Annotated in this window: 17 protein-coding genes; 5 read left to right on the top strand and 12 right to left on the bottom strand. The window is 65.4% G+C overall.

All coding sequences use genetic code 11. The annotated features are described in order from the left end of the window. From JZY06_RS12370 to JZY06_RS10555, 3 genes are all read right to left on the bottom strand, one after another. The coding region (locus JZY06_RS12370) for a phosphoribosylformylglycinamidine synthase subunit PurS (protein ID WP_330617286.1) at positions 1 to 99 on the bottom strand (99 nt) is incomplete at its 3' end. A 376-nt stretch (positions 100 to 475) separates the two neighbouring features. Continuing rightward, positions 476 to 1,003 carry a hypothetical protein gene (locus JZY06_RS10550; RefSeq protein WP_207279526.1) on the bottom strand — a complete coding sequence of 176 codons (528 nt, stop codon included), beginning with the start codon at positions 1,001 to 1,003 and terminating at the stop codon, positions 476 to 478. Positions 1,004 to 1,088: 85 nt separating this feature from the next. Continuing rightward, positions 1,089 to 3,242 (bottom strand): S9 family peptidase, encoded by a 2,154-nt coding sequence (locus JZY06_RS10555; protein WP_207279527.1) that lies wholly within the window; start codon positions 3,240 to 3,242, stop codon positions 1,089 to 1,091. Positions 3,243 to 3,818: 576 nt separating this feature from the next. Between JZY06_RS10555 and JZY06_RS10560 the strand changes: the two genes are divergently transcribed. Next, positions 3,819 to 5,483 (top strand): SLC13 family permease, encoded by a 1,665-nt coding sequence (locus tag JZY06_RS10560; protein ID WP_207279528.1) that lies wholly within the window; start codon positions 3,819 to 3,821, stop codon positions 5,481 to 5,483. Between the two features lie 139 nt (positions 5,484 to 5,622). Here the strand turns inward: JZY06_RS10560 and JZY06_RS10565 are convergent, their stop codons facing one another. The 3 genes from JZY06_RS10565 to JZY06_RS12600 form a co-directional block, all read right to left on the bottom strand. Next, the gene (locus tag JZY06_RS10565; protein ID WP_207279529.1) at positions 5,623 to 6,459 is read right to left on the bottom strand and encodes a class I SAM-dependent methyltransferase; all 837 of its coding nucleotides are present in this window, start codon (positions 6,457 to 6,459) and stop codon (positions 5,623 to 5,625) included. A 196-nt stretch (positions 6,460 to 6,655) separates the two neighbouring features. Then, entirely contained in the window at positions 6,656 to 7,549 is an 894-nt protein-coding gene (locus JZY06_RS10570; RefSeq protein ID WP_207279530.1) for a phosphoribosylaminoimidazolesuccinocarboxamide synthase, read from the bottom strand. A gap of 11 nt (positions 7,550 to 7,560) precedes the next feature. After that, positions 7,561 to 10,221, bottom strand: a complete 2,661-nt coding sequence (locus tag JZY06_RS12600) for a bifunctional lysylphosphatidylglycerol flippase/synthetase MprF (protein WP_207279531.1) — start codon at positions 10,219 to 10,221, stop codon at positions 7,561 to 7,563. Between the two features lie 385 nt (positions 10,222 to 10,606). On the opposite strand from JZY06_RS12600, the gene JZY06_RS10580 reads away from it, so the two are divergent. Further along, positions 10,607 to 11,608, top strand: coding sequence for a hypothetical protein (locus JZY06_RS10580; protein ID WP_207279532.1), 1,002 nt, complete (start codon positions 10,607 to 10,609; stop codon positions 11,606 to 11,608). A gap of 66 nt (positions 11,609 to 11,674) precedes the next feature. On the opposite strand, the gene JZY06_RS10585 is transcribed toward JZY06_RS10580, so the two are convergent. Together JZY06_RS10585 and purB are read right to left on the bottom strand one after the other, a co-directional pair. Continuing rightward, a complete protein-coding gene (locus tag JZY06_RS10585) occupies positions 11,675 to 12,169 on the bottom strand; it encodes an SNARE-associated domain-containing protein (protein ID WP_207279533.1) in 495 nt (164 codons plus the stop codon). Between the two features lie 212 nt (positions 12,170 to 12,381). Further along, positions 12,382 to 13,821 (bottom strand): adenylosuccinate lyase, encoded by a 1,440-nt coding sequence (gene purB, locus JZY06_RS10590; RefSeq protein ID WP_207279534.1) that lies wholly within the window; start codon positions 13,819 to 13,821, stop codon positions 12,382 to 12,384. 154 nt (positions 13,822 to 13,975) lie between these two features. Here purB and JZY06_RS10595 point away from each other — a divergent pair, with 154 nt between their 5' ends. Together JZY06_RS10595 and JZY06_RS10600 are read left to right on the top strand one after the other, a co-directional pair. After that, positions 13,976 to 14,767: a helix-turn-helix domain-containing protein gene (locus JZY06_RS10595; RefSeq protein ID WP_207279535.1), complete on the top strand. Its 792-nt coding sequence runs from the start codon at positions 13,976 to 13,978 to the stop codon at positions 14,765 to 14,767. Beyond that, complete coding sequence (locus JZY06_RS10600; RefSeq protein WP_207279536.1) at positions 14,764 to 16,047, top strand: MFS transporter; 1,284 nt, start codon at positions 14,764 to 14,766, stop codon at positions 16,045 to 16,047. Before JZY06_RS10595 ends, JZY06_RS10600 begins: the two co-directional genes overlap by 4 nt. Here the strand turns inward: JZY06_RS10600 and JZY06_RS10605 are convergent. The 4 genes from JZY06_RS10605 to purD all read right to left on the bottom strand — a co-directional run bounded on the left by JZY06_RS10605 (position 15,956) and on the right by purD (position 21,286). Continuing rightward, entirely contained in the window at positions 15,956 to 17,770 is a 1,815-nt protein-coding gene (locus JZY06_RS10605; RefSeq protein ID WP_207279537.1) for an Eco57I restriction-modification methylase domain-containing protein, read from the bottom strand. The genes JZY06_RS10600 and JZY06_RS10605 overlap by 92 nt on opposite strands. Before the next feature lie 87 nt (positions 17,771 to 17,857). Further along, the gene (locus JZY06_RS10610; protein ID WP_207279755.1) at positions 17,858 to 18,487 is read right to left on the bottom strand and encodes a potassium channel family protein; all 630 of its coding nucleotides are present in this window, start codon (positions 18,485 to 18,487) and stop codon (positions 17,858 to 17,860) included. Positions 18,488 to 18,512: 25 nt separating this feature from the next. Further along, entirely contained in the window at positions 18,513 to 19,859 is a 1,347-nt protein-coding gene (locus JZY06_RS10615; RefSeq protein WP_207279756.1) for a TrkH family potassium uptake protein, read from the bottom strand. Between the two features lie 131 nt (positions 19,860 to 19,990). After that, positions 19,991 to 21,286, bottom strand: coding sequence for a phosphoribosylamine--glycine ligase (gene purD, locus JZY06_RS10620; protein ID WP_207279538.1), 1,296 nt, complete (start codon positions 21,284 to 21,286; stop codon positions 19,991 to 19,993). Between the two features lie 120 nt (positions 21,287 to 21,406). Between purD and JZY06_RS10625 the strand changes: the two genes are divergently transcribed. After that, positions 21,407 to 21,835 (top strand): HIT family protein, encoded by a 429-nt coding sequence (locus JZY06_RS10625; protein WP_207279539.1) that lies wholly within the window; start codon positions 21,407 to 21,409, stop codon positions 21,833 to 21,835. Positions 21,836 to 21,838: the final 3 nt, after the last annotated feature.

Raw genomic sequence — 21,838 nt, forward strand, 5'->3', positions numbered from 1 at the left:
GCCGTCAATGCCGATCCGGCCCAGCGCCCGGTGGACGGCCTGCCCCTGCGGGTCGAGGATTTCCTTTTTCGGCATCACATTGACTATTACTCGGGCCACGGTGTGTTCCCCTATTTTCCTTCTGAGAGTTAAAACCTACGGGTTGCGCTGCGGCGCACACGCACACGCCGCATTCGTGTCACAGCTTACCCACCAACCCGGCCGCCCGGGCGCCGTTGAGATCACAACCCGTCCCCGGCACACCGGACAATCCGCAGTGGCGGCACCACCGGGCGACCGCAGCCCACCGCCGCTGGTGCTGCCGCCCCCACCGGCGGGATCGGTCCTCTACCACCGGCATGCTGCAGCAACAGGACTCTGCCGGTTGCCGGGGACGACAGCCGGAAACGACAGTGAAAAAGAGATGATGTAACGCGCAGGTGGTGCGGCACACATCTGGTGCCGGGGCACCACCCGGCGCGGTCGCGCCCCCGGGCTACTGAACCGGCAGGTGGGATTCGACCAGTTCGAGCAGGCTGTCGTGGTCGGGTTCGGTGTGGCCGGAAAACCGTGCCAGCAGCCGCCCGTCGTCGCCGATGATGAATTTTTCAAACGGTTGTCTCACCGGACCGGGAAATGCCAGCGAGGGGCTGTGCTGCGCCAGCACGGTGGCCTGGTCGGTCAGCCACCGGACCAGACTGCTGCAGGTGTCACCGGTGGTCTCGGTGGGAGCCAGGATGGGGAAGCTGACGTCATGGTCCTCGCGCATGATCTCGGCGATCTCTTCCGCGTCCTGCGGCTCCCCGCCGAAGTGGCGGGTGGGGATGGCGACAACGAAAAAGCCGCGCATCATGAATTCGTCGAAGATATCCTGCAGATCGTTGAGTTGCCGGACTTCCTCGCCGCTGGTGGTGGTGAGCACAAAATAGATCACGTGCCCTTCCCAGTCGGCGATGTCGAGCTGCTCACCGTCAATGTCCGTGACGGTGATGTCGTAGATGGATTCAGGCAGTTGATGCTCCATGACATGCCAGCCTAATCCCTTCCGCCGGTGATCCCGCAGAAAAAAACGCCCCGGGGCGCCCTGGGGCGCACCGGGGTGTTGTGTCTCAGCTGGTTTTTCCGGTGACTTTGTTGATCAGCCAGGCGGCGGCGAAAGCGCTTTCCCTCCATTTGTCGTAGCGCCCCGACACCCCGCCGTGGCCGCCGGCCATGCGGACTTTGAGCAGGAACTGTCCCCCGGTGGCGGTGGCCCGCAGTTTGGCGATCCATTTCGCCGGTTCCACATACAGCACCCGGGTGTCGTTGATGTTGGTTACGGCGAGAATATCCGGGTAGTGCTTGGCGGTGACGTTTTCATACGGGGAATAGGAACGCATGTAGTCGTAGACGGTTGTGTCATGCAGCGGGTCGCCCCATTCCTCCCATTCGGTCACTGTCAGCGGCAGCTCCGGCATGAGCATGGAGGTCAGCGGGTCGACGAAGGGCACGATCGCGGCAATGGCCGTGAACCTGTCGCCGCCGCGGTTGGCCACCGCCCCCATGAGCAGCCCACCGGCCGAGGCCCCTTCGGCGGCCAACAGCTCCGGGGTGGTGATGCCCTGTTCGATCAGGAAATCGGCGACGGCAATAAAGTCGTCGAAGGTGTTGGTTTTGCTCAGCATCTTCCCGGCGTCGTACCATGCCCGGCCCATCTCACCGCCGCCGCGCACATGCGCCTGCACACTGACAACGCCACGGTTGAGAGCCGACAGACCCATCACCGAAAAACCGGGATCGTTGCTGGCCTCGTAGGAGCCGTAGCCGTAGAGGATCACCGGGCGGGGGGTATCGAGGGTGACGTCTTTTCTGCGGATCACCGACACCGGAATCCTGGTGCCATCGGTGGCGGTGGCCCACATGCGTTCGGCGATATAGTCGTCCGGGTTGTATCCGCCGCCGACCTCCTGCTGTTTGAGAAGTGTTTTCTCCCCTGTGGCGGGCCGGTAGTCCCACACCTGGTTCGGGGTGATCCAGGAGGTGTAGCCGAGCCGGATCACCGGCGCATCCCATTCCGGGTTGCCGCCGGAACCCGCGGTGTAGAGCTCTTCATCGAAGGGGATTTCGGAAAATTCGGTGTAGCCGGTTTCCGGATCAAGGTTCATGGTGGCGATCCGGCCGATGGCGTCTTTGCGGTAGCCCAGGGTGAGGTGGTCACGGAAGCAGTCGACTCCCTCAATGCGCACCGTGTCATCGTGGGGCACCAGCACCGAAAGCTCCTCGATGGAGGTGAACCCGTCGACCGGGCCTTCGGCGACTTCGTAGTTGACCCCGTTGGCGTTGTGCACCACCACCAGCCGGTCGTCGCCCCTGACCACCGCATGGTCGACCGAATAGTCGACCCCGGGGGTTCTTTCCATGACGCAGCGGAACTGGCCGGTGGGATTGTCGGCCTCGAGAATGTGGGCTTCCCCGGTCAGTTTCGATCCGACTTCGATGACAATGTATTTCTCGCTGCGGGTGGTGGAGACATCGACCCAGAACTTCTCGTCCGCTTCGGTGAACACGCACACATCCCGCTCCTGCGGGGTACCCATGCGGTGGCGCCACACACTGTAGGGCCGCCACGCCTGGTCACATTTGACGTAGAAAAAGTAGTCCTCGCCGACCCAGCCGCCGCCGTAGAACAGGCCTGTCAGCTCGTCGGCCAGCAGGTCACCGCTGCGCAGATCCTTGAAATGCATGGTGAAACGTTCATCACCGGTGGTGTCGGTGGAGTAGGCCAGATAATCCCCGGAGGTCGTCACCGACATGCAGCCGATCTGGAAGAATTCCTCCCCTTCGGCCAGCACATTCTGGTCCAGCAGCACCTGCTCACCGGCGGGAGACTCATCATCGCTGATCACCGGCGGCGTCCACGCATCAGCTCCCGGGGTGACCGCCAGCCGGCACGACAGCGGGTAGCTGGATCCCTCCCGGGTGCGGGCGTAGTACCAGTGGCCCCCCATGCGGACGGGCACCGACATGTCGGTTTGTTTCACCCGGGTTTTCATCTCCTCGACAATGGCTTCCCGCAGCCCCTCCAGCGGTGCGGTGACACTGTCGGTGTAGGCGTTTTCCGCCTCCAGATAATCGAGGGTTTCCCGGCTGGTTTTATCCCTCATCCACTCGTAGTCGTCGGAAAAATCATTGCCGTGGAACCTGCGGACTGTCGGGTGTTTCGGGGCCACCGGCGGAACCGGGCCGGTGGGGGCGGTCGGGCGGGTTGCTGCATTGTCGGACATGGCACCTGATTGTATGCCTGCCGCGGGAAGCGCCGGGCAGCTGGCCGCGGTTTCCCGCAGCACAGGATCATCTCAGCTAGGCCCGGAAGCAGGACCGCGGGCACGGACAAAGACAGCATATCTGCGTTACCCCCGTAAGTGCGGGATAGCTTACATCCGAGCCATTTTCCCGCCACGTGCCCCGCACCCCGCGTCCCGCCCGGCCGGGCGGCGGCAGAACCGTAAAAAATGCCCGAATCATACCGTTTACGGGCACAAACAACACCGCCCCGCCCACTGGTTCAACCCCCCGGCGACCGCCCGCAGACTCAGAAAATACAACGGCAGCGGCTTTTTGCACACTCCCCCCGTGAAAACGGGTCCACGATCCATTCTTCCGTGTTAACTTCATTCCTGAGAGAGGCTTAACTTACAAACGAAACATCCGGTTCGGGGCAATCCGGGCCGTGGACGATGCCGCATCCCGGCGGAGGCCCGCGTCATTTCACCGGCCACCGCCGGGTGAAGTGTTTGCAAGGTTTCAGCGCATCTTTCACTGTCTGACACGTGAACCGGCCACAACAGAAAAGGCTTCTGATGGACAAAAACAACAGGCGTCACACCGACTACACGGAGATCGCCGACCACGAAGAGATCGTGGCGCACCCTTATTTGTCGGCGAAATCCCACGGGGATGTCGACCCCTTCGAACACCACGATCTACCCACTGACGCCTCCCGCGAGCATTCCCCCGGGCAGCTGGCCGAAGCCCTGGAACCGGGTGAAATCCGCCGCCAGCGCATCGGTTTCCTGATCGGCATCATCGCCGCGCCGCTGGTCTATTTCCTCATGCCGGATTCGGCCACCCACGAGATGCGTTCGGTGGCCGCCATCGCGGTGCTGATGGGTGCGTTCTGGATGAGTGAGGCGATCCCGATTCCGGTGACCTCGCTGCTGCCGCTGATTTTGTTCCCCGCTTTCGGGGTGGCGAAAATCAAGGAGTTTTCCGGCAGCTACACCTCTGACGTGATCTTTTTGTTCATGGGCGGCTTCATGCTGGCGCTGGCGATGCAGCGGTGGAATCTGCACCGCCGCATTTCGCTCTACATTGTGCGCGCCATGGGCACGAAGTCCTCGATGATTGTCCTCGGCTTCATGATCGCGACGGGTTTTCTGTCGATGTGGGTGTCCAACACCGCCACCGCCGTGATGATGCTGCCGATCGGCGTCTCGGTCCTCACCCTGATCAACAAACAGCTGGCCGCCGACGGTGACAAAGAGGCGATTGAGGATCTCAAAGACGACGACGAAGCCCCGAAAACGAACTTCGGTATCGCTCTGATGCTGGGTATCGCCTACTCCGCGTCCATCGGCTCGCTGGGCACCCTGATCGGCACCCCGCCGAACACCCTGCTGGCCGGCTACATGTCCGACCAGGGGCACCCGATCAACTTCGGCCAGTGGATGCTCGTCGGTGTGCCGCTGTCGCTCCTGCTGATGCTGACCTGCTGGCTGCTGCTGGTGAAAGTCCTCTACAAGCCGGAAGTCGACAATGTTCCCGGCGGCCGCAAAGTGATGCGGGATGAGCTGAAAGCCATGGGGCCGATGTCCACCGGCGAGAAACTGGTGGCCATCATTTTCTTCCTGGCCGCGTTCTCCTGGATCTTCGTCCCGATCCTGTTCAAGGGCACCTTCATCGGCACCCACTTCTCCTCGTCGGTGATCGCCATGGTCGTCGGCATTGTGCTGTTCATCATTCCCGCCGACTGGAAGAAAGGCACCCCGCTGCTTGACTGGCACACCGCCCTCGAGCTGCCCTGGGGTGTTCTGCTGCTGTTCGGCGGCGGCCTGGCGCTGTCGAGCCAGTTCTCCACCACCGGGCTGTCGGAGTGGATCGGCCAGCAGGTCACCGTCTTGGAGGGTATGCCGATCGTCATCATTGTTCTGGTGATTGCCGCGATCGTGCTGGTGCTGACCGAGTTCACCTCGAATACGGCGACCGCCGCGACCTTCCTGCCGGTGGTCGGCGGTATCGCGGTGGGCCTGGGATACGACCAGATGATTCTGACGATCCCGGTGGCTCTGGCCGCCACCAGCGCCTTCATGCTGCCGGTGGCCACCCCGCCGAACGCCATCGCCTACGGTTCCGGCTACGTCCGCATGAACGACATGGTCAAATCCGGTATCTGGCTCAATACGATGGCCCTGGTGCTGATCACCATCACCACCCTGACCATCGCGAAAGCGGTCTTCGGTTTCTAGGTTTTTTGCCCCACTCAACCACTGCTGCCCCGGCCCGCGGATAGTCTGCGGGCCGGGGCAGTGTCTGTTTTCATCTCCCCGGGTGGTGTCTTATCCCCGTGCCGGTATCCGCCTGCAACCGGTGGGCGGGCAGGAAGGATCAGCGGATCGTCAGCAGCACCTCGGTGTGCGGCATGAGGAAGAAGGCACCGGATTTTTTCGACCATTTCTTCCAGCCGTGGGCCATCTCTTTGAGGTCTTCTTCTCCCGCGCCGGCGGCGGTGAAGGCTTCTTTCCAGCCGGTCTGGCAGCGTGTGGCCTGCGCTTTGCCGAAGCTGCGGCAGGACTCGGCATCGGCCCAGTGCCAGTTCGATGTAGTCACCGTTATATCGATGCCACGGTCCACAGCGGTGTTTGTCACCGCCCGTTCCGCCCAGAAACGCAGCCGCCGTCCGGCATCGGGGTGTCCGCCGCATCCGGTGGCGGCCGCAAGATAGGTGCTCCGCCACAGGTCCATGCCGGGGTATTCGGGATACCACTGCATGCAGCGGTAGTCGGCTTCCCGCACCGCCACCAGCTGCCGCGCATGATCGATCATGTCGGTGAGCAGACTTACCGGGTCGCTGGCATGCTGCAGAACCTGGTGGGCGTGGACCACATCGAAGCTTGTCTTCCCGACCGCTTTGAGCCTGGTGCCCTGCGCCGGGGTGAATGTGATCTCCTCCAGGCCGCGCTGCTGCGCGGTCTGCCGGGCACAGTCCAGCGCCACCGGGGAGATGTCGGTGGCGGTGACATTGCCGGGGCCGACGATCTCGGCGATATCGCAGGTGATTGTTCCTTCTCCGCAGCCGACATCCAGCACCGTCATACCTTCTGTGAGGTGCCCGAGCAGATATCCGGCGCAGCGGGCTGCGGTCCGGTCGGTGTAGGTGCTCCAGGCGGTACGGTCCCGGCCGTGGATGTAGGCGGGTGCCGTGTTTTTTCTGGACGTGGACACAGTGACTGGATTCCTCCCCGGCGTCGGCAACGACCGCCCTGTGGTGGTGGGTCGGGTCAGTATCCCCAGCCTACCGGGGGTGCGGCTGTGGCGGGATGCAGGATGGAAAAACCCACCCCCGGTATCCGTTCAGTTACCGGGGGTGGGGCTGTGGCGGGCGGTCGCCGGCCGGGGGATATTCCGTGGGCGCGGTTTTTTACACGCAGGTGCCGATCCAGTCGCCGAATTTGTCGCCGGAGACGATTTCGTAGGCCTCGATGTAGCGCTGCCTGGTGGCTTCGATCACCGAGCCGGGCAGCGGCGGCGGGGTGGCGCCGGAGTCTTTGCTCCACCCGGATTTCGGGCTGGTCAACCAGTCGCGGACATACTGTTTGTCGAAGCTGGGCTGGGCGACGCCTTCCTTGTAGTCCTTCAGCGGCCAGTAGCGGGAGGAATCGGGGGTGAGCACCTCGTCGGCGAGCACCAGATGCCCGGCGTCGTCGAGACCGAACTCGAATTTGGTGTCGGCCAGAATCAGTCCGTGGGCCAGCGCGAGTTCCGCGGCCTGGGTGTAGAGGTCGAGGGTGGCTTGTTTGAGTTCTTCGGCCCGTTGTTCGCCGAGTTTTTCCACCACCTGCTCGAAGGCGACGTTTTCGTCGTGGTCGCCCAGATCGGCTTTGGTGGCCGGGGTGAAAATGGGCTCCGGCAGGCGGGACGATTCGGTCAACCCCTCAGGCAGTTCAATACCGCAGACGGTGCCGGTCTCGCGGTATTCCTTCAGCCCTGAGCCGGTGAGGTATCCGCGGGCGACGCATTCGAAGGGAAGCATTTTCAGTTTTTTCGTCACCAGGGCACGGCCGAGCACATCTTCCGGGATGCGCTGGTCGTCGGGGCCGCCGGCCAGGTGGTTGGGAAAGTCGAGATTGTCGAAGTACCAGCAGCTCATGGCCGTCAGGACCCGCCCTTTGTCGGGGATTTCGGTGTCCAGGACATAGTCGTAGGCCGAAATCCTGTCGGAGGCCACCATCAGCAGGGTGGAGTCGTCGACTTCGTAGATTTCGCGGACTTTGCCGGCGGTGAGATGGGTGTAGTCGGACAGTTCAGCGCGCATAGCCACGAAGTTTAGCCCCGCGCGTGGTCTCCTGCCATGACCTTCGCCGCGCGCAGCAGCTGACCGGCACCCACCTGGGGGAGATAACACTGGGCGATGGCCATGCCGATGGCGGGCAGCGCCAGTTCATCGCGGTAGAGCAGCAGCCACGGCACATGGTCGGGATGGAATTTCTTTTTGAAAAACGCCAGCGACCGGAAGCCGTACAGCGGCTCCATGGAAGCACCGACTTTGTCCAGAAATTCCCCCAGCCGGTCGTCGGGCTGCCCGGTGTGCGCCAGCGGCGCGGCCGACAGCGATATCCAGGGCATGCCCTTGTCCGCCGCCCGCACCAGGGCTTCGGCGATGAGGAATTCAACCACCGGGCGGAATCCGCCGGTGTCCCGCCGCATGAAGTCGAGGATGACACCGGTGACCTGGCCGCCCGTGATAACCGGCAACCAGCTGGTTACCCCGTGGACCCGGCCGTTGTCGTCGACGGCGACCGCCAATTCGATGTCGCTGTCTTTGAGTTCGTCGATGCCGCCGAGGGTAAATCCCATCTCCGGGAGGGCTTTGTCGGCCACCCAGTCCTCGGACAGACTGATGATTTTGTCGGTCAGTGCCGGCCCGGCGGACTGCCAGCGGATCCATTCGACGTGGATGCCCTCTTTTTTCGCCCGGTTGCGGGCGGTGCGCACATCCTGGAATTTTTTTCCCCGGAAATCCGCCAGGCTGGTGGCAACCACCGCTTCCTCGGCGACAACCACGCTGCGCCAGCCGTCGGCCCGGCAGGCCCGGGCGAAACTGTCCCGCACCGCATACCAGGCGATGCGCAGTCCTTTCAGGGAAACGAAGCGCTCGAAACGGGCGGCCACCTCCCGGCGCAGCCGCACGGTGATCTCCTCCCGTTGTGTCTCCCCGCCGTCACCACCTGCCGCGGCCACCGCCGCATCGATGGCGGCAGCGGGCAGCACCGGTTCCCCGAGGGTCACCGCCACCGCCCGGTGCACCCGGTAGGCGACATAGGCGCCGGTGGGTTCATCGAACCAGTAGCAGTTGTCTTTCCACAGCGTCATGCGTGCCAGATGATCACCGTCGCCGTCGGCGAGAACAGCGGCGGCCGCCGCCCTGCTGCGCCCGGCATCAGGATCGGGGACAGCGATAAACGCCCGCCACAGGCTGAGAAGAATCCCGCCCCAAAACACCACCCCGGTCCACACCGACAGGTTCAGTGTCGATTCATCCACCGGCACCAGCGGATGGGCCAGATAGTCGCCGATAAACGGCGGCAGGTAGCGCAGCGGCCAGGCGGCGATGATCCGGCCCACGGTGGCCTGCGGGTGGAATCCGCCGGACAACACCAGTGCCCCGCCGATCCACAGCGCCCCGGAGACCACCGCCGACAGCACGGCCCGCCGGGCCAGCACCCCCAGGGTTCCGGCGGAAGCGGGAATGGAGAAGTTTCTCCTGGTCACCACCAGCACCACCACCGCGGCGATCCACGGGCAGCACACACCGACGGTATCGGCGAGGAACATGGCGGTGTTGATGGTGCCGCTGTCCGGGGAGTTCAGCGCCGTCAGCCACCAGCCTTCCCCGGAGCTGACATAGTCGTCGGCAACCAGACGCATCTCCCAGGAATTGACCAGACCGGTGGTGGCCATCACCACCAGGGCGGCCAGCCAGGCCAGCCGCCGCCCGCGCACCAGCCCGGTGCCGATGACCAGCATGATGATCACCGACAGCTGGTTGAGGGCGAAGGCCCCCACCCCGGCCGACTGGAGGGCGGCGGTGATCTGGGCGCAGGCCAGCCCGCCCGGGTCGGTGGCACACACCCCGGTGGTGCCCAGCGATTCAATCGCCGGATGGAAGGTGACGATCCCCACCCGGGACAGGGGGGCGGCCGCATGCGGGTTCAGCCCGGCCAGATAGGGGCTCAAACTCACCACCAGCAGGCTTGCCGCGACCAGCACTCTTTTCTCCCGCACGGAGGCCGGTGTCGGGGTGACGGTGCCGAAGCGGCGCCACTGGCCGATCCCCAGCCCCGTCAGCGCCGCAATGATCCGCGGGAAGTCGGCGGCCTGCCCGGAAAACAGCAGCAGGGTCACGGCGGTGGTGACCACCACCACCCGGACCCGGCGCCGCCACAGGGTGGGCATCCAGGCGCTGGCGTAGGCGGCGACCCCGACCAGCCACCCCGACGGGGTGAGCACCACCTGGTCTTTCAGCGACGTGCCCCAGTAGCCGCCGGCGGCCACCAGCAGACTGATCACCAGCCATGCCAGGGCCGTGGCGGTCACCTGCAGCCCCACCGCCCAGGCGGCGAAACGGGCGGAGCCGATGGTTTTCTCCGCGGCCAGGCCGACTGTGACAAGCCCCACCGTCACCACCACCGCCGAGCCGGTGGTGGCCGTCGACAGCCCGGAGCTGACCAGCCGCAGCGGATCGGACCACAGCATCTCACCGGCCCCGAGATACCGCTGCATGCGGTCACCATCGAAGCGGTAGATAACACGCATCAGCCACACACACAGCACTGCGGCAGCAGTCACCGGCACCGCGGAAGCACTGCGCAGCCCGCCGCGCCACCAGATCACCAGGGAGCGTTTGACACCGGTGATCCGGTCGGTCAACCGGCTCCGCAGGCAAGCCGGGGTGGTCAACGGGGTGGGGCTGGGGGCGTGTGGCACGGGATGAACCTGGGGTGGGTCGGTTGTCTTCGGTCTGCGGCCCCACCGTCCGGGCCGTTGGCGCCGCGGCGGTGGGGTTCACCCGGTCCACACTAATAGCCCGCCGCCACCGCCCGGACCGGCCGTGCCCGCCGGTGCAGCCGCGCTTTCGGGGCATCCGGCCACGGGCGTGTGAAACACCGGGCAGGTGCCCCTACGATAGATCCAGTGCCGCACCCAAAGGTCGGATGCGGCTGGATCATGACCGGATAGGCTGGTGGCCCCAGCCGGACCAGTGCCGGCCGTGATCCCCGGCCACGCCGGCCGGTGGGGTTTTCCCTTCCACCACCACCCGGTGTGACCGGCCGCCTTTGTCGCCCCACCCCCTGGAGGACCCGTGTCCCGTTTGTCAGTATCCCTTGTTTCGGCAGCCACCGCCGTGGCCGTGATGACCACCGGAGTGGTTCCGGCGTCCGCCGCCACAGCACGCATTGCCGGCGGCACCTGCATCATCGATGACACCCCGGAGTTGGCGCAGTTGGGTGCCTTCGCCGGGACGGTGGGCGAGTTTTTCACCGAGCTGCGAAGCAATATCCGCGCCGATGTGCCCGCGGCGTTCGCCGACTTCGACCGCGCCGACGCCTTGAACCAGCGGCTCATCGACACCGGCGGCAATGACCGGCAGGCCGTGAAAGAGATCATCGAAATCTATACCCGCATCGACCAGACCATGCATGATGCCGGCTACAAATACGGCGAATGGCAGCTGGCTTTCCCGCAGATGATCGCCAACAACAAAGCGTTTAACCCGGTCCAGCCGCTCACCCCGGGGCAGGCGGCGGCCGTCAGGGATGACCGGGAGGGCTTTGCCGCCGCTGTTGCCGCCGGGGATCTCGCAGCCCGGGTGCGCGCTTTCAACGATGGTTACGCCGAGTTCACAAACAATGCGTCCCCGCGGCTGCTGTCGGTGATCAACTCCACCCGGCCGGATCCCCAATCCGGTATCCGGCAGCTGGACCGGACCGATTTTTCCCGGGTGGCCGACGACTACGCCGCGGCGGCCGCCAGGTGCGCCGACCTGTTTGCCGAGGCCGGCATCACCGCCGCGCCGACCAGCACGGCCGGGGCGGTGCCGGATACCTATCTTCCCGATATCGCCACTGTGCGGGGCTCATCCGGACCGGGGGACACCGCTATTTTCGAGCCGCTGAAAAACGTCCAGCTCCACCAGGGCACGTCCTCTGAAATCGGGGCCGACGCCTGGATTGTGGTCATCGGTGTGGCCATTGCCATCGTTGCCGCCCGCGGGCCGTGGATCATCAGCCATCTGCCGGAATTTCTGGCCCACCCCCCGCAGCTGCCGGTGCCGGGTTTTCCGCCTGCACCCCAGATCGGCCCCCGCCGCTGACCACCCACCGGGTTCCCGGCACAGTCGGCGGCGGCCCCCGGCCGCTGTGACCGGGATGCCGCCGGGCTAGCCGGTGTGGCCGGTCATGCGGCGCCTGAGCCACCATCCCATCGCGCCGGCCGCAGCCACCAGCGCAGCCACCGCCCACCAGTTGCCGGCCGCCCGGATAAAGACCGCCTCCCAGGCGGCCCAGCCGACAGTGGTGTAGATCGCAGCCCAGGCAAGACAGCCGGGAATCTGGGCCAGGGCGAACTGCCAGCGGGGAATGCCCACCACCCCGGCGGCGCCCATGATCACCGTCTGGATACCGACGGTCAGATAGGCGGCCGGGACTGCCACCAGCCCGAAACGGCGGATGATGCGGATACCGGAATCCGCCGCCGACGAATCCAGCCAGGCCAGTGTTTTCGCCATCACCGGCCCCCGCGGCCGGGCACGGTCCACCGCCAGTTCAGTGCCGTATTTCGTCAACGAATAGATCAGGTGCCCGCGCACGAAAGCCCCCAGGAAAAACACGACGAACACCACCGCGATGGGCATTCCGCTGAAAACCTCAGGCATGGCTGCTCCACTGGTCGGGGACTCTCACTGGGCGGTGCACCCACCTTCTGTTCCGGCACAGGGTGCATCTACACAGGCGCCAATCGTATCGGCGCACACCGGTGGCCGGGCGGGTGGGAAAGCCGCCGGCGAAAAATACATCCGAAGGTTCCATCCCGCCCGGGTCCGGAAGTTGCCGTTTCCTTACCGGGGGAGGACAAAAACCGGGCCGGTCAGACAATCTCCCCCGGCCGGTAGTCGGCGGCATCCGGGTAGTTGTTGACCACATCGGCCACCCGGCGGGCCACCCGCGCCACCTGGCTTGCGGCAGCACCGGTAAATGCCGCCCGGTCGCGCAGCGCCTGCTGAAGTTCCGCGGCATCCAACGGCAGCCGCCCATCATCGGCCAGGCGTTCAATGAGGTTTTGCTCGGCACCGTTTTGCCGCATGTCCAGCGCCATGCCAACCGCATTTTCCTTGATCACTTCGTGGGCGGTTTCCCGGCCCACCCCCTTGCGGACCGCCGCCATCAAAATACGGGTGGTGGCCAGGAAAGGCAGGTAGCGTTCCAGCTCCCGGTCGATCATGGCGGGGAAAGCCCCGAACTCGTTGAGTACCGTCAAAAAGGTTTCGAACATGCCGTCAATGGCGAAGAAAGCATCCGGCAGGGCGACCCTTCTGACCACCGAGCAGAACACATCACCCTCATTCCACTGCTGGCCGGCCACATCCGCGGCCATGGAGGCAAAGCCGCGCAGGATCACCTCGAATCCGCACACCCTCTCACAGGAGCGGGCGTTCATCTTGTGCGGCATCGCCGACGAGCCGACCTGGCCTTCCTTGAAGCCTTCGGTGACGATCTCATTTCCGGCCATCAGCCGGATGGTGTGGGCGAAACTGCTGGGACCGGCACCCAGCTGCACCAGAGCGGAGAGCACATCGTAGTCCAGGGAGCGGGGGTAGACCTGCCCGACGGAATCGAAAATACGGCTGAAGCCCAGATGGTCGGCGATGCTGGTTTCCAGGCTGGCGAGTTTGTGCTCATCGCCGCCGACCAGATCAAGCATGTCCTGGGCGGTGCCCATCGGGCCTTTGATGCCGCGCAGCGGGTAACGGTCAATGATCTCGCTGGTGCGTTCGATGGCCACCAGCATCTCGTCGGCGGCGGTGGCGAAACGCTTGCCCAGGGTGGTCGCCTGCGCGGCCACATTGTGCGAACGGCCCGCCATCACCAGATCCTCGTACTGCACGGCTTTGTCGGCCAGCTGCCGGACCACGGCCACGGCTTTGTTGCGGATCAGCTCCAACGAGGCTTTCATCTGCAGCTGCTCGACGTTTTCGGTCAGGTCACGGCTGGTCATGCCTTTGTGGATGTGCTCGTGGCCGGCCAGGGCGTTGAATTCCTCGATGCGGGCTTTCACATCGTGGCGGGTGATGCGCTCCCGGGCGGCAATCGATTCGGTATCGACTTCATCGATGACCCGCTCATAGGCGTCGATGGCGTCCTGGGGCACATCAATCCCCAGTGAGCGCTGCGCTTTCATCACGGCGATCCACAGCTGGCGTTCCATGATGATTTTGGCTTCGGGGCGCCACAGGTTCACCAGCTCTTTCGAGGCGTACCTGTCGGCAAGGACATTGGCTATCGGTTTCTCGTTCGACACGTCCGCCATTATCCCACAACAAAGGCCCCGTCTGCCGGGAATTTTTTCCCCACGGGGCGGGAGGCAACCGGCTACCGGAGCCGGCACAAGCACCCGTTTTGGTGTGGTTTTTTTAACCCCGGTACTTGCACCTGCCGCAACGGCACCACCTAGGTTTCATCTCATGAGCAATTTCCAGATTGGTGAATTGGCCGCTTTCGCCGGGGTGACCGCCCGCACCATCAGGCACTACCACGACATTGGTCTGCTGCCGGAGCCGGAACGCTCCCCGACGGGTGTGCGCCGCTACCGGGCCGGGGATGCGGTGCGGCTGACCCGCATCAGGCGGCTGGTGGACTCCGGTTTCACTTTGTCGGAGATCGTCCAGCTCTACCCGGCGGAGGCGGAGGAGATTTCCGAGGCGGATTTCACCCGGGCCAAAACACTGGTGACCCACAGACTGCGCAACGAACGCCTGGCCATTGCGCAGCATGAGGCGAATCTGGCTTCCCTGACGCGCCCGGCCGACATTGATCTGCCGGAAACCATTGCCGGGCTGCTGGAGACGTGGAAACGGTGCGGCATGCGTGACACCGTCTGCGAGATCACCCGCACCACCTGGTCGATCGCCTACGCGATTGCCCCGCAGGAGTGCATGGATTTGCTGACGGTTCTGATACGCGAAGACGACGAGCAGGGCCAGTACCGGTATCTGATTGCCGAGGCCTCCCACCTGTGGGATGCGCCACCGGGCGATGCCCGCCTCGACGACATCGCCGAAAAGCTCGCCACCGCCCAAATGGATATTCTCAGAAGATACGGGGTGCATCTCATCGATGACGGGTTCCGGTTCTCCCCCGGGCTGGAACACGCCGCGGAGTCGCTGTATTCCCCCGGCTGGCGGTATCTGGCGGAGAAAATAGAGCGGCACCACCACCGCCTGACCGATGAGAACAAGAAAGGACAGCAATCGTGACTGCCTGCACCGGGCAACGCCCGGCCACCACCCTGGCACTGTATTTCGCTTCCGCTTTTCTGTCTGCCGCGGGTAATTCCATTGCGGCGGTGGTGTGGGTGTGGCTGGTGCTCGACCGCACCGGCTCCCCCGCCGTGGCGGCCACGGTCGCCGGTATCATCGCCGCTTTCCAGCTGGTGGTCTCGTTTATCGGCGGCAGTGTCATCGACCGCTTCGGACGCCAGCGCATCTGCTGGATATCCGATGTGGTCAGCGCCTCCAGCCTGCTGTGGCTGATCGCCGTCGACCACTGGCTGGGGCTGACGGTGACCTGGTTTGTGGTTATCGGCATCTACGGTGCTGTCGGTGATATTCCCGGTACTGCCGCCAGGCAGGCGCTGGCCGGTGATTGCGCCCGTGCCACCGGCATGGATGTGGGAAAGATCAGTGGCGGGCTGCAGACCGCCGCCGGGGTGGCGCTGCTGGTCGGGCCCGCCGCGGGTGGGCTGCTGCTGGCGGCGGGAACCACCACCGGGGCGTTGTGGATTACCTGCGCGACTTCTCTTGCTGCCGCGGGTGTGACGGCCGCGTTGAAACTTCCCCGCAAAGAAAACGACCCGGCACATGAGTGCGCGGCCCGGACCGACATGGCTGCGGTCCCCGGGTCCTGGGCGGGGATTCGCGGCGATGTGCGGGCGTGGCAGTCGGTGTGGCGGATACCGGTGATCAAGCTGCTGGTTGTCACCCAGTTCGTGTCCTCGGCGCTGGTTGTCCCCTTTCTGATGGTGCTGATCCCGGCGCATTTCGCACAGGTGTCCTCCCCCCTGTCGCTGGGGGTGGTGTTGAGCATGTACGCGGTCGGGTTCCTGGCCGGGTCGGTGGCGGCCACCGTGTGGTCATCTGTGTCCCACAGGCTTGTGTGGCTGGTGTGCATGGGGTTGTTCGGGCTGGCGTTTGTGTTCCTGGGCGGGCTTTCTTCCACGCCGCTGCTGCTCGCCGGAAATCTCACCGCCGGTATCGGGGGCGGTCTGCTGGCCCCGATGGTGATGGTGCTGGTCACCGACAATGTCGGCGAGGATGTGCGGGGCCGGGCTTTTTCGCTGTTCACCGCCGCCCAGAGCCTGGCCCAGCCGGTGGGGCTGTCGGTGGTCACCCCGGTGATCGCCACGCTCGGTATCTATGCCACCGCCCGGGGTATTTCCGGGGTCTTCATCGTCTTCGGCGTGGCGGCATCGTGGGCGGGGTGGACACTGCTGTCCCGGACCCACCCGCCGTCGCCCGCTCGTACTGACACGGTTTGATCATCCGGTTGATGTGGTCGCGTTCTTTTCCGGTGAGGCAATACACGTCGGCCAGCTGCCGGTCGATGCCGTCGACGCTGGTGCGCCAGTCGATCAGGCTGTCCGGGCGGAAGTCCTGGAGGGGTACCAGCCGGTAGGTTTTGCGGGTGCCGTTGTGGTTGGCTTTGGCCGCCGAGACCAAAAAACGCACGAAGCGGGTGGCCAGATATTTCCTGATGTTGCCGCACATCGTTTCATCCGCGTCGAGTCCGGCCCCGATGACCAGATAGGTTTCCGTGGCGGCGCTACCGGGGGCGGCCAGCAGGGTGTTGATGTTGTCGTCGGCCAAAGAGGTGCCCACATTGTTGGCGAACGGGGTCAGTACTTTCCACCGGTCGATCCACCCGGGGTGGCGGGTGACGGTGCGGCGTTCGGCCCAGCCGCTGTGCCCGTGGCTGGCGATGATGCGCACCGGATCGGCCAGCCCGTTTGCGGTGGGGCTGAAGTGCCTGCCCCGGGTGAAGGTGGTGGCCAGCCCGAAGGGGTTGCGCACAGAAACCAGGTCGGCGAAACTTCCCGCCCCGTCGGCGGTGATCGCCCCGGCGCGCAGCAGCCGGTCGACCAGGTCTGCGGCGAGATGATCGGCGATAAACAGGCCGGGCAGCAGGCCGGGGTTGGCCACCGTCCCACTGGTGACCACCCGGCCGTGGCTGATGATGGTGGTGTCCACCCCCCTGCCCCGGTTGTCGTGGGTGAGGTCGCAGACAAACCAGCTCACCCCGCCGCGCAGGTTCACTTCCCCGAACACCTCCCCGGAGGTGGTGACGTGGGTGAGACAGACCAGATGCGGGGTGGTGGTCATGTGGGTGCGGAAACCGTCGAGTCCTTTCCCGCCGGCGAACCACACCGACGGGGTGATCAGGCTGATGATCTGCGGGCGGAGGTTCTCCTGCGCCCAGGAGAAGAAACGCTGGTAGAGCGGCTGGGCGCTGCCTTTTCCGGAATCGTTGTCGGCTTTCTGGTACGGCGGGTTGCCGACCACCGCCGCCACGGCCACCGGCTTGCCCCGCCGGTCGGTGGGCCGCCAGCCGGGATTGTCCAGCACATTTGTCTGCACCAGGTTGCGGGAGATCATTCCGGCCAAGGTCACCAGCTGATCTTCGGTGGGGGCGGTGCCGAGCACATGGTCGATCCATTCGGCGGCGCCGGCAAGCATGTTGACCCGGGCCAGCAGCAGGCTGTCGCCGTTGATGTCGAATCCGTGGCAGGTCGACACGGCGGTGCAGACCAGCCGGAAAAACTCCGCGGGGGTGTGCGGCACACTCGCGACAAGCCTCAGTTTCCGGTCCAGGATGCCCGCCCGCTGTTCCACGGGGACCGCGTCACCGGTGACCGCGTCACTGCGCCCGACCAGGTAGGGGCCTTCGCCGCAGGTGATTTCCACCCAGTGGGCGTGAAGATAGGACTCCGCCCTGTCCCGGCCGTGGTGTGCCGCCGCTGTCTGCGCCCACTGCTTGTCAACCAGGTCGAGCTGCCGGTTGACCACCCACCGGGGGGTGAACACTTCCGCCGATTGTTTGGTGCGGCCGGTTTTCAGCCGCCGGTGTTTTTCGGCCCGGGGAACAATACCGCGGGCCGCAGCCACGGTGACCGGATCCCCGGCCCGGTATCCGGCGGTCGCTGCCCCGGCGCCCCACACAATCGGCCGGCCGGTGGTGTGGTCGGCCACCAGCTGTGCCAGCACACGGTCAGATAAACCGGCGGCGGGTGCGGTGGCGGGCGGGGGCGGGGTCACGGTGGTCGGCTGGGTGGGCGGACGATCATCCGGCCGCTATTCGGCGGAGCCGAATTTCTCCAGTTCGGCTACGGATCCGGCGGCGATGACCAGGTCCCCGGAGTGGATGATGGTGCCCGGCTGCGGGATACGGAAGCTTCCTTCCGCCGGGCGGATGGCCACAATGCTGACGTTGCCGGGGGCTTCCTCGATGGGGCGGCCGAGCATGCTGACCGGCGGGGCGACTTTCACCATCGCGAAATCGCGGTCGAATTCGGCGTATTCCTCCACCCGGCCGGTGATCACGTGGGCGATGCGGCGCCCGGTGTCGCGGTCGGGGCGGATGACATGGTGCACCCCGATCTGGGAGAGGATTTTCGCGTGGTTGACGTTGTCGGCTTTCGCCCACACATTCGGCACCCCCAAATCCAGCACGGTGGAGGCGGTCAGCAGGCTGGCGCCCATATTCGAGCCGATACCGATGACCACCCGGGAGGCTTCGTGCACCGACAGCTGCCGCAGCGCATCGGCGTTGGTGGTGTCGGCGATGGAGACATGGGTCAGCAGCGGGGCGGCGAGTTTGACGACATCCTCGCGTTCATCGACCCCCAGCACTTCCACGCCGCTGGCCACGAGTTCCTCGCCGAGCGCCATGCCGAAACGGCCCAAACCGAGGATCACCACCATGGGGGTGGGTGATTTTTTGATGAGCTTAACCAATGAGGGGCCTTTCCACGGGGAAGGAATACAGCCGGGACTGCTGGCGGGCGGCCAGGGCGGCCACCATGGTAATCGGGCCGATGCGTCCGGCGTACATGAGAAGGGTGATGATCAGTTTCGCACTGGTGGGCAAAATGGAGGTAATCCCGGTCGACAGCCCCACGGTGGCCAGTGCGGAGATCGCCTCGAAAGCCAGCTGCGAGGTCGGGATGTAGGGGGCGATGAGCATCAGGGCGGCGATCGCGGCCCCCACCAGCACCAGCGCCATGGTGGTCACCGCCATCGCCTGGCGCACCACCCGGTTTTGGATGCGGCGGCCGGAAACAAACACTGATTCGTCGGACCGGATTTCAGCCACCAGCACCGCCACCAGTACGGCGATGGTGGTGATTTTCATCCCGCCGGCCGTTCCGCCCGAGCCGCCGCCGATGATCATCAGCACATCGGTCAGCAGCAGGCTGGTCGGGTGCATCTGGCCGAAGTCGACGGTGTTGAACCCGGCGGTGCGGGTGGTCACCGACTGGAAGGCGGCGCTGAGTATTTTCACCGGGGTGCTCTGGCCGGCCAGGGCGCCGTTCCACTCCATCACGGCGAAACCCACAAACCCGACCACCAGCAGCACCACGGTGCCGATGAGGGTGAAACGGGCGGTCAGTGACAGCTGCGGCAGATGTTTGATGTTCTGGGTGCGCCGCCGCACCCGCAGCGACAGCTCCAGCAGCACCGGGTACCCCAGGCCGCCGACCACAATCGCCGCGGAGATCGGCGCCAGCATCCCCACATCCCCCGCATAGGGCACCAGGCTGTCGCTGCGCAGGGAGAAACCTGCGTTGTTGAAGGCCGAGATGGAGTGGAACACCCCCTCCCAGATCGCGGCCGGCCAGTCGTAGCCGTAGCCGTAGTGGAAACGCCACACCAGCAGGAAACCGATGACCGCCTCAATGAACATGGTGAAGCTCAATGTGGCGACCAGGAGGGTTTTCACATCCCCCAAATGCACCCCGCCGCGGCCTTCGGCGGCGGTGTTGAGCCTGGATTTCACCCCGATCCGCCCGGCGATGATCCAGGACGCCAACGTCGACAGGGTGATGATCCCCAGCCCCCCGAGCTGGATGAGCGCCATAATGACGAACTGGCCGAAATGGGACCAGTAGGTGGCGGTGTCCACCACAATCAGCCCGGTCAAACATGTTGCCGAGGTCGCGGTGAACACGGCGGTGACAAGATCCGCGCCGCCGTCGCCGGCGGGCCGGGACACCGGCAGCGCCAGCACCACGGTGCCGATGACGATCATGGCGAAAAACGCCCCCGCCACCAGCTGGGCCGGTTTCGGCTGCACGGCGCCGTCACGGCGCGGGAACACACCGCGTACGTTGTGCGTGGCCTTGTTGTTCACGCTGTGCAAGCTTAGTGAGTTGCCGCGCCGGCCACCCGCACCGGTGGGGGGCGGGCGGCCGGCGGGCCGCCGCCTCAGTCGGGCAGGCGGACGGTGCGGTCGATATCGGTGCGGGCGATATCGCTGCGGTAGAAACCACCGGGCAGGCTGATGGTCTTGAGCACCCCGTAGGCGTGGTCGCGGGCGGCCTGGAGGCTGGCTCCTTTACCGATGACGTTGAGCACCCGTCCGCCGGCCGCGACCAGCCGGCCCTGGTCGTCGGTGGCGGTTCCGGCGTGCAGCACAGTGCCGGGTTGCGTCTGCCCGCAGCCGGTGATCACCCCGCCGGTGACCGGTTGTGCCGGATAGCCTTCCGCGGCCAGCACCACCGTGCATGCGAAGCCGTCTTCCCACACCAGTGGCGGATGCTCGGCCAGCCGGCCGTCGGCCACCGCCTTGAGCAGCCCGCCCAGCGGGGTGCGCAGCAGAGCCAGCACCGCCTGTGTTTCCGGGTCGCCGAAACGGCAGTTGAATTCCACGACGGCCGGGCCCTTGCTCCCCCAAGCCAGACCGGCGTACAGCAGCCCGGAGTAGGCGCAGCCGCGGGCGGCCATTTCTTCGGCGACCGGGGTGACCACATGGTCGACGATGTAGTCGACCGCGCCGTCGGGAAGCCACGGCAGCGGACAGTAGGCGCCCATGCCGCCGGTGTTGGGCCCGTTGTCGCCGTCGTGGGCGCGCTTGTGGTCCTGGGCGGGGAGAAGCGGCACCACGTCGGTGCCGTCGACCAGACAAAACAGCGACACCTCCGGCCCGTCGAGGAAGGTTTCAAACAGCACGTCATGCCCGGCGGCGGCAACGGCCCGGGCGTGGGCGGCCGCCGCGTCACGGTCATCGGTGACCACCACGCCCTTGCCCCCGGCCAGGCCGTCGTCTTTGACCACCCACACCGGGCCCATACGGTCAAGGACACCGTCAAGATCGGTGCCGATGGTTTCCGGGGTCAGTGTGTCCACCCCGGCGGTTGCCACCCCCGCGGCCTGCATGACGTCTTTGGCGAACAGTTTCGACCCTTCGATCATCGCCGCCTGTTTGTTCGGGCCGAACACGGCGAAACCCTGCTCCCGCAGCACATCGGCGACACCGGCCACCAGCGGCTGTTCGGGGCCGATGACCACCAGGTCGGCGCCGACGGCGGCCGCCAGGTCAGCCATCTGCCGCGGGTCATCCACCGCCAGCGGTTGCCCGGCCAGCTGTGTGTGCACAGTGGCTATCCCCGCCATGCCGGGGTTGCCGGGGGTGACGTGAATATCGGTGACCTGCGGGTCGTTGGTGAGTGCTTGTGCCAGGGCATGCTCCCTGGCTCCGGATCCGATCAAAAGTACGCGCATAAACGCCAAGGCTACCGGCCCGGGGAACAAACCGCCCCCTTTTTTTCACCCGCCCCACCGCCGGGTGGTGGAGCGGGCGGTGCTGCACACACCCGGCCGACGGCACTACCCTGGGGCCGCATGGAGACCATTTTCACGAAAATCATCAACGGCGAGATCCCCGGCACCTTTGTCTGGCGGGACGAAACCTGTGTCGCTTTCCTCGATATCGCCCCGGTGGCTTACGGCCACACCCTGATTGTCCCGGTCGCCCAGGTCGACAAGTGGACGGATCTGGATCCGGCCACCTGGGCGCACCTGAACCAGGTGGCGCAGACCATCGGGCAGGCCATCATCGAGGTCTTCGGTTCGCAGCGCGCGGCGCACATTATCGCCGGTTTCGATGTGCCCCACACCCACATCCACTGCTTCCCCGCCAACTCCATGGCCGACTACAACTTCGCCAACGCCATCGCCCCCGACCGGGTGGACGAAGAGAAAATGCGCCGGGCCGCCGCCGGGCTGCGCCGGGTGCTGGGCACCGGCGAGGACGGCTACCCGCTGGCCTAGCGC

The sequence above is a fragment of the Corynebacterium mendelii genome (assembly GCF_017307055.1).
GTDB lineage: Bacteria > Actinomycetota > Actinomycetes > Mycobacteriales > Mycobacteriaceae > Corynebacterium > Corynebacterium mendelii.

Coding starts and splice junctions, on each gene's coding strand:
- JZY06_RS10550 (WP_207279526.1), bottom strand. CDS start 1,003: ATGGAGCATCAACTGCCTGAATCCATCTACGACATCACCGTCACGGAC.
- JZY06_RS10555 (WP_207279527.1), bottom strand. CDS start 3,242: ATGTCCGACAATGCAGCAACCCGCCCGACCGCCCCCACCGGCCCGGTT.
- JZY06_RS10560 (WP_207279528.1), top strand. CDS start 3,819: ATGGACAAAAACAACAGGCGTCACACCGACTACACGGAGATCGCCGAC.
- JZY06_RS10570 (WP_207279530.1), bottom strand. CDS start 7,549: ATGCGCGCTGAACTGTCCGACTACACCCATCTCACCGCCGGCAAAGTC.
- JZY06_RS10585 (WP_207279533.1), bottom strand. CDS start 12,169: ATGCCTGAGGTTTTCAGCGGAATGCCCATCGCGGTGGTGTTCGTCGTG.
- purB (WP_207279534.1), bottom strand. CDS start 13,821: ATGGCGGACGTGTCGAACGAGAAACCGATAGCCAATGTCCTTGCCGAC.
- JZY06_RS10595 (WP_207279535.1), top strand. CDS start 13,976: ATGAGCAATTTCCAGATTGGTGAATTGGCCGCTTTCGCCGGGGTGACC.
- JZY06_RS10610 (WP_207279755.1), bottom strand. CDS start 18,487: ATGGTGGTGATCCTCGGTTTGGGCCGTTTCGGCATGGCGCTCGGCGAG.
- purD (WP_207279538.1), bottom strand. CDS start 21,286: ATGCGCGTACTTTTGATCGGATCCGGAGCCAGGGAGCATGCCCTGGCA.
- JZY06_RS10625 (WP_207279539.1), top strand. CDS start 21,407: ATGGAGACCATTTTCACGAAAATCATCAACGGCGAGATCCCCGGCACC.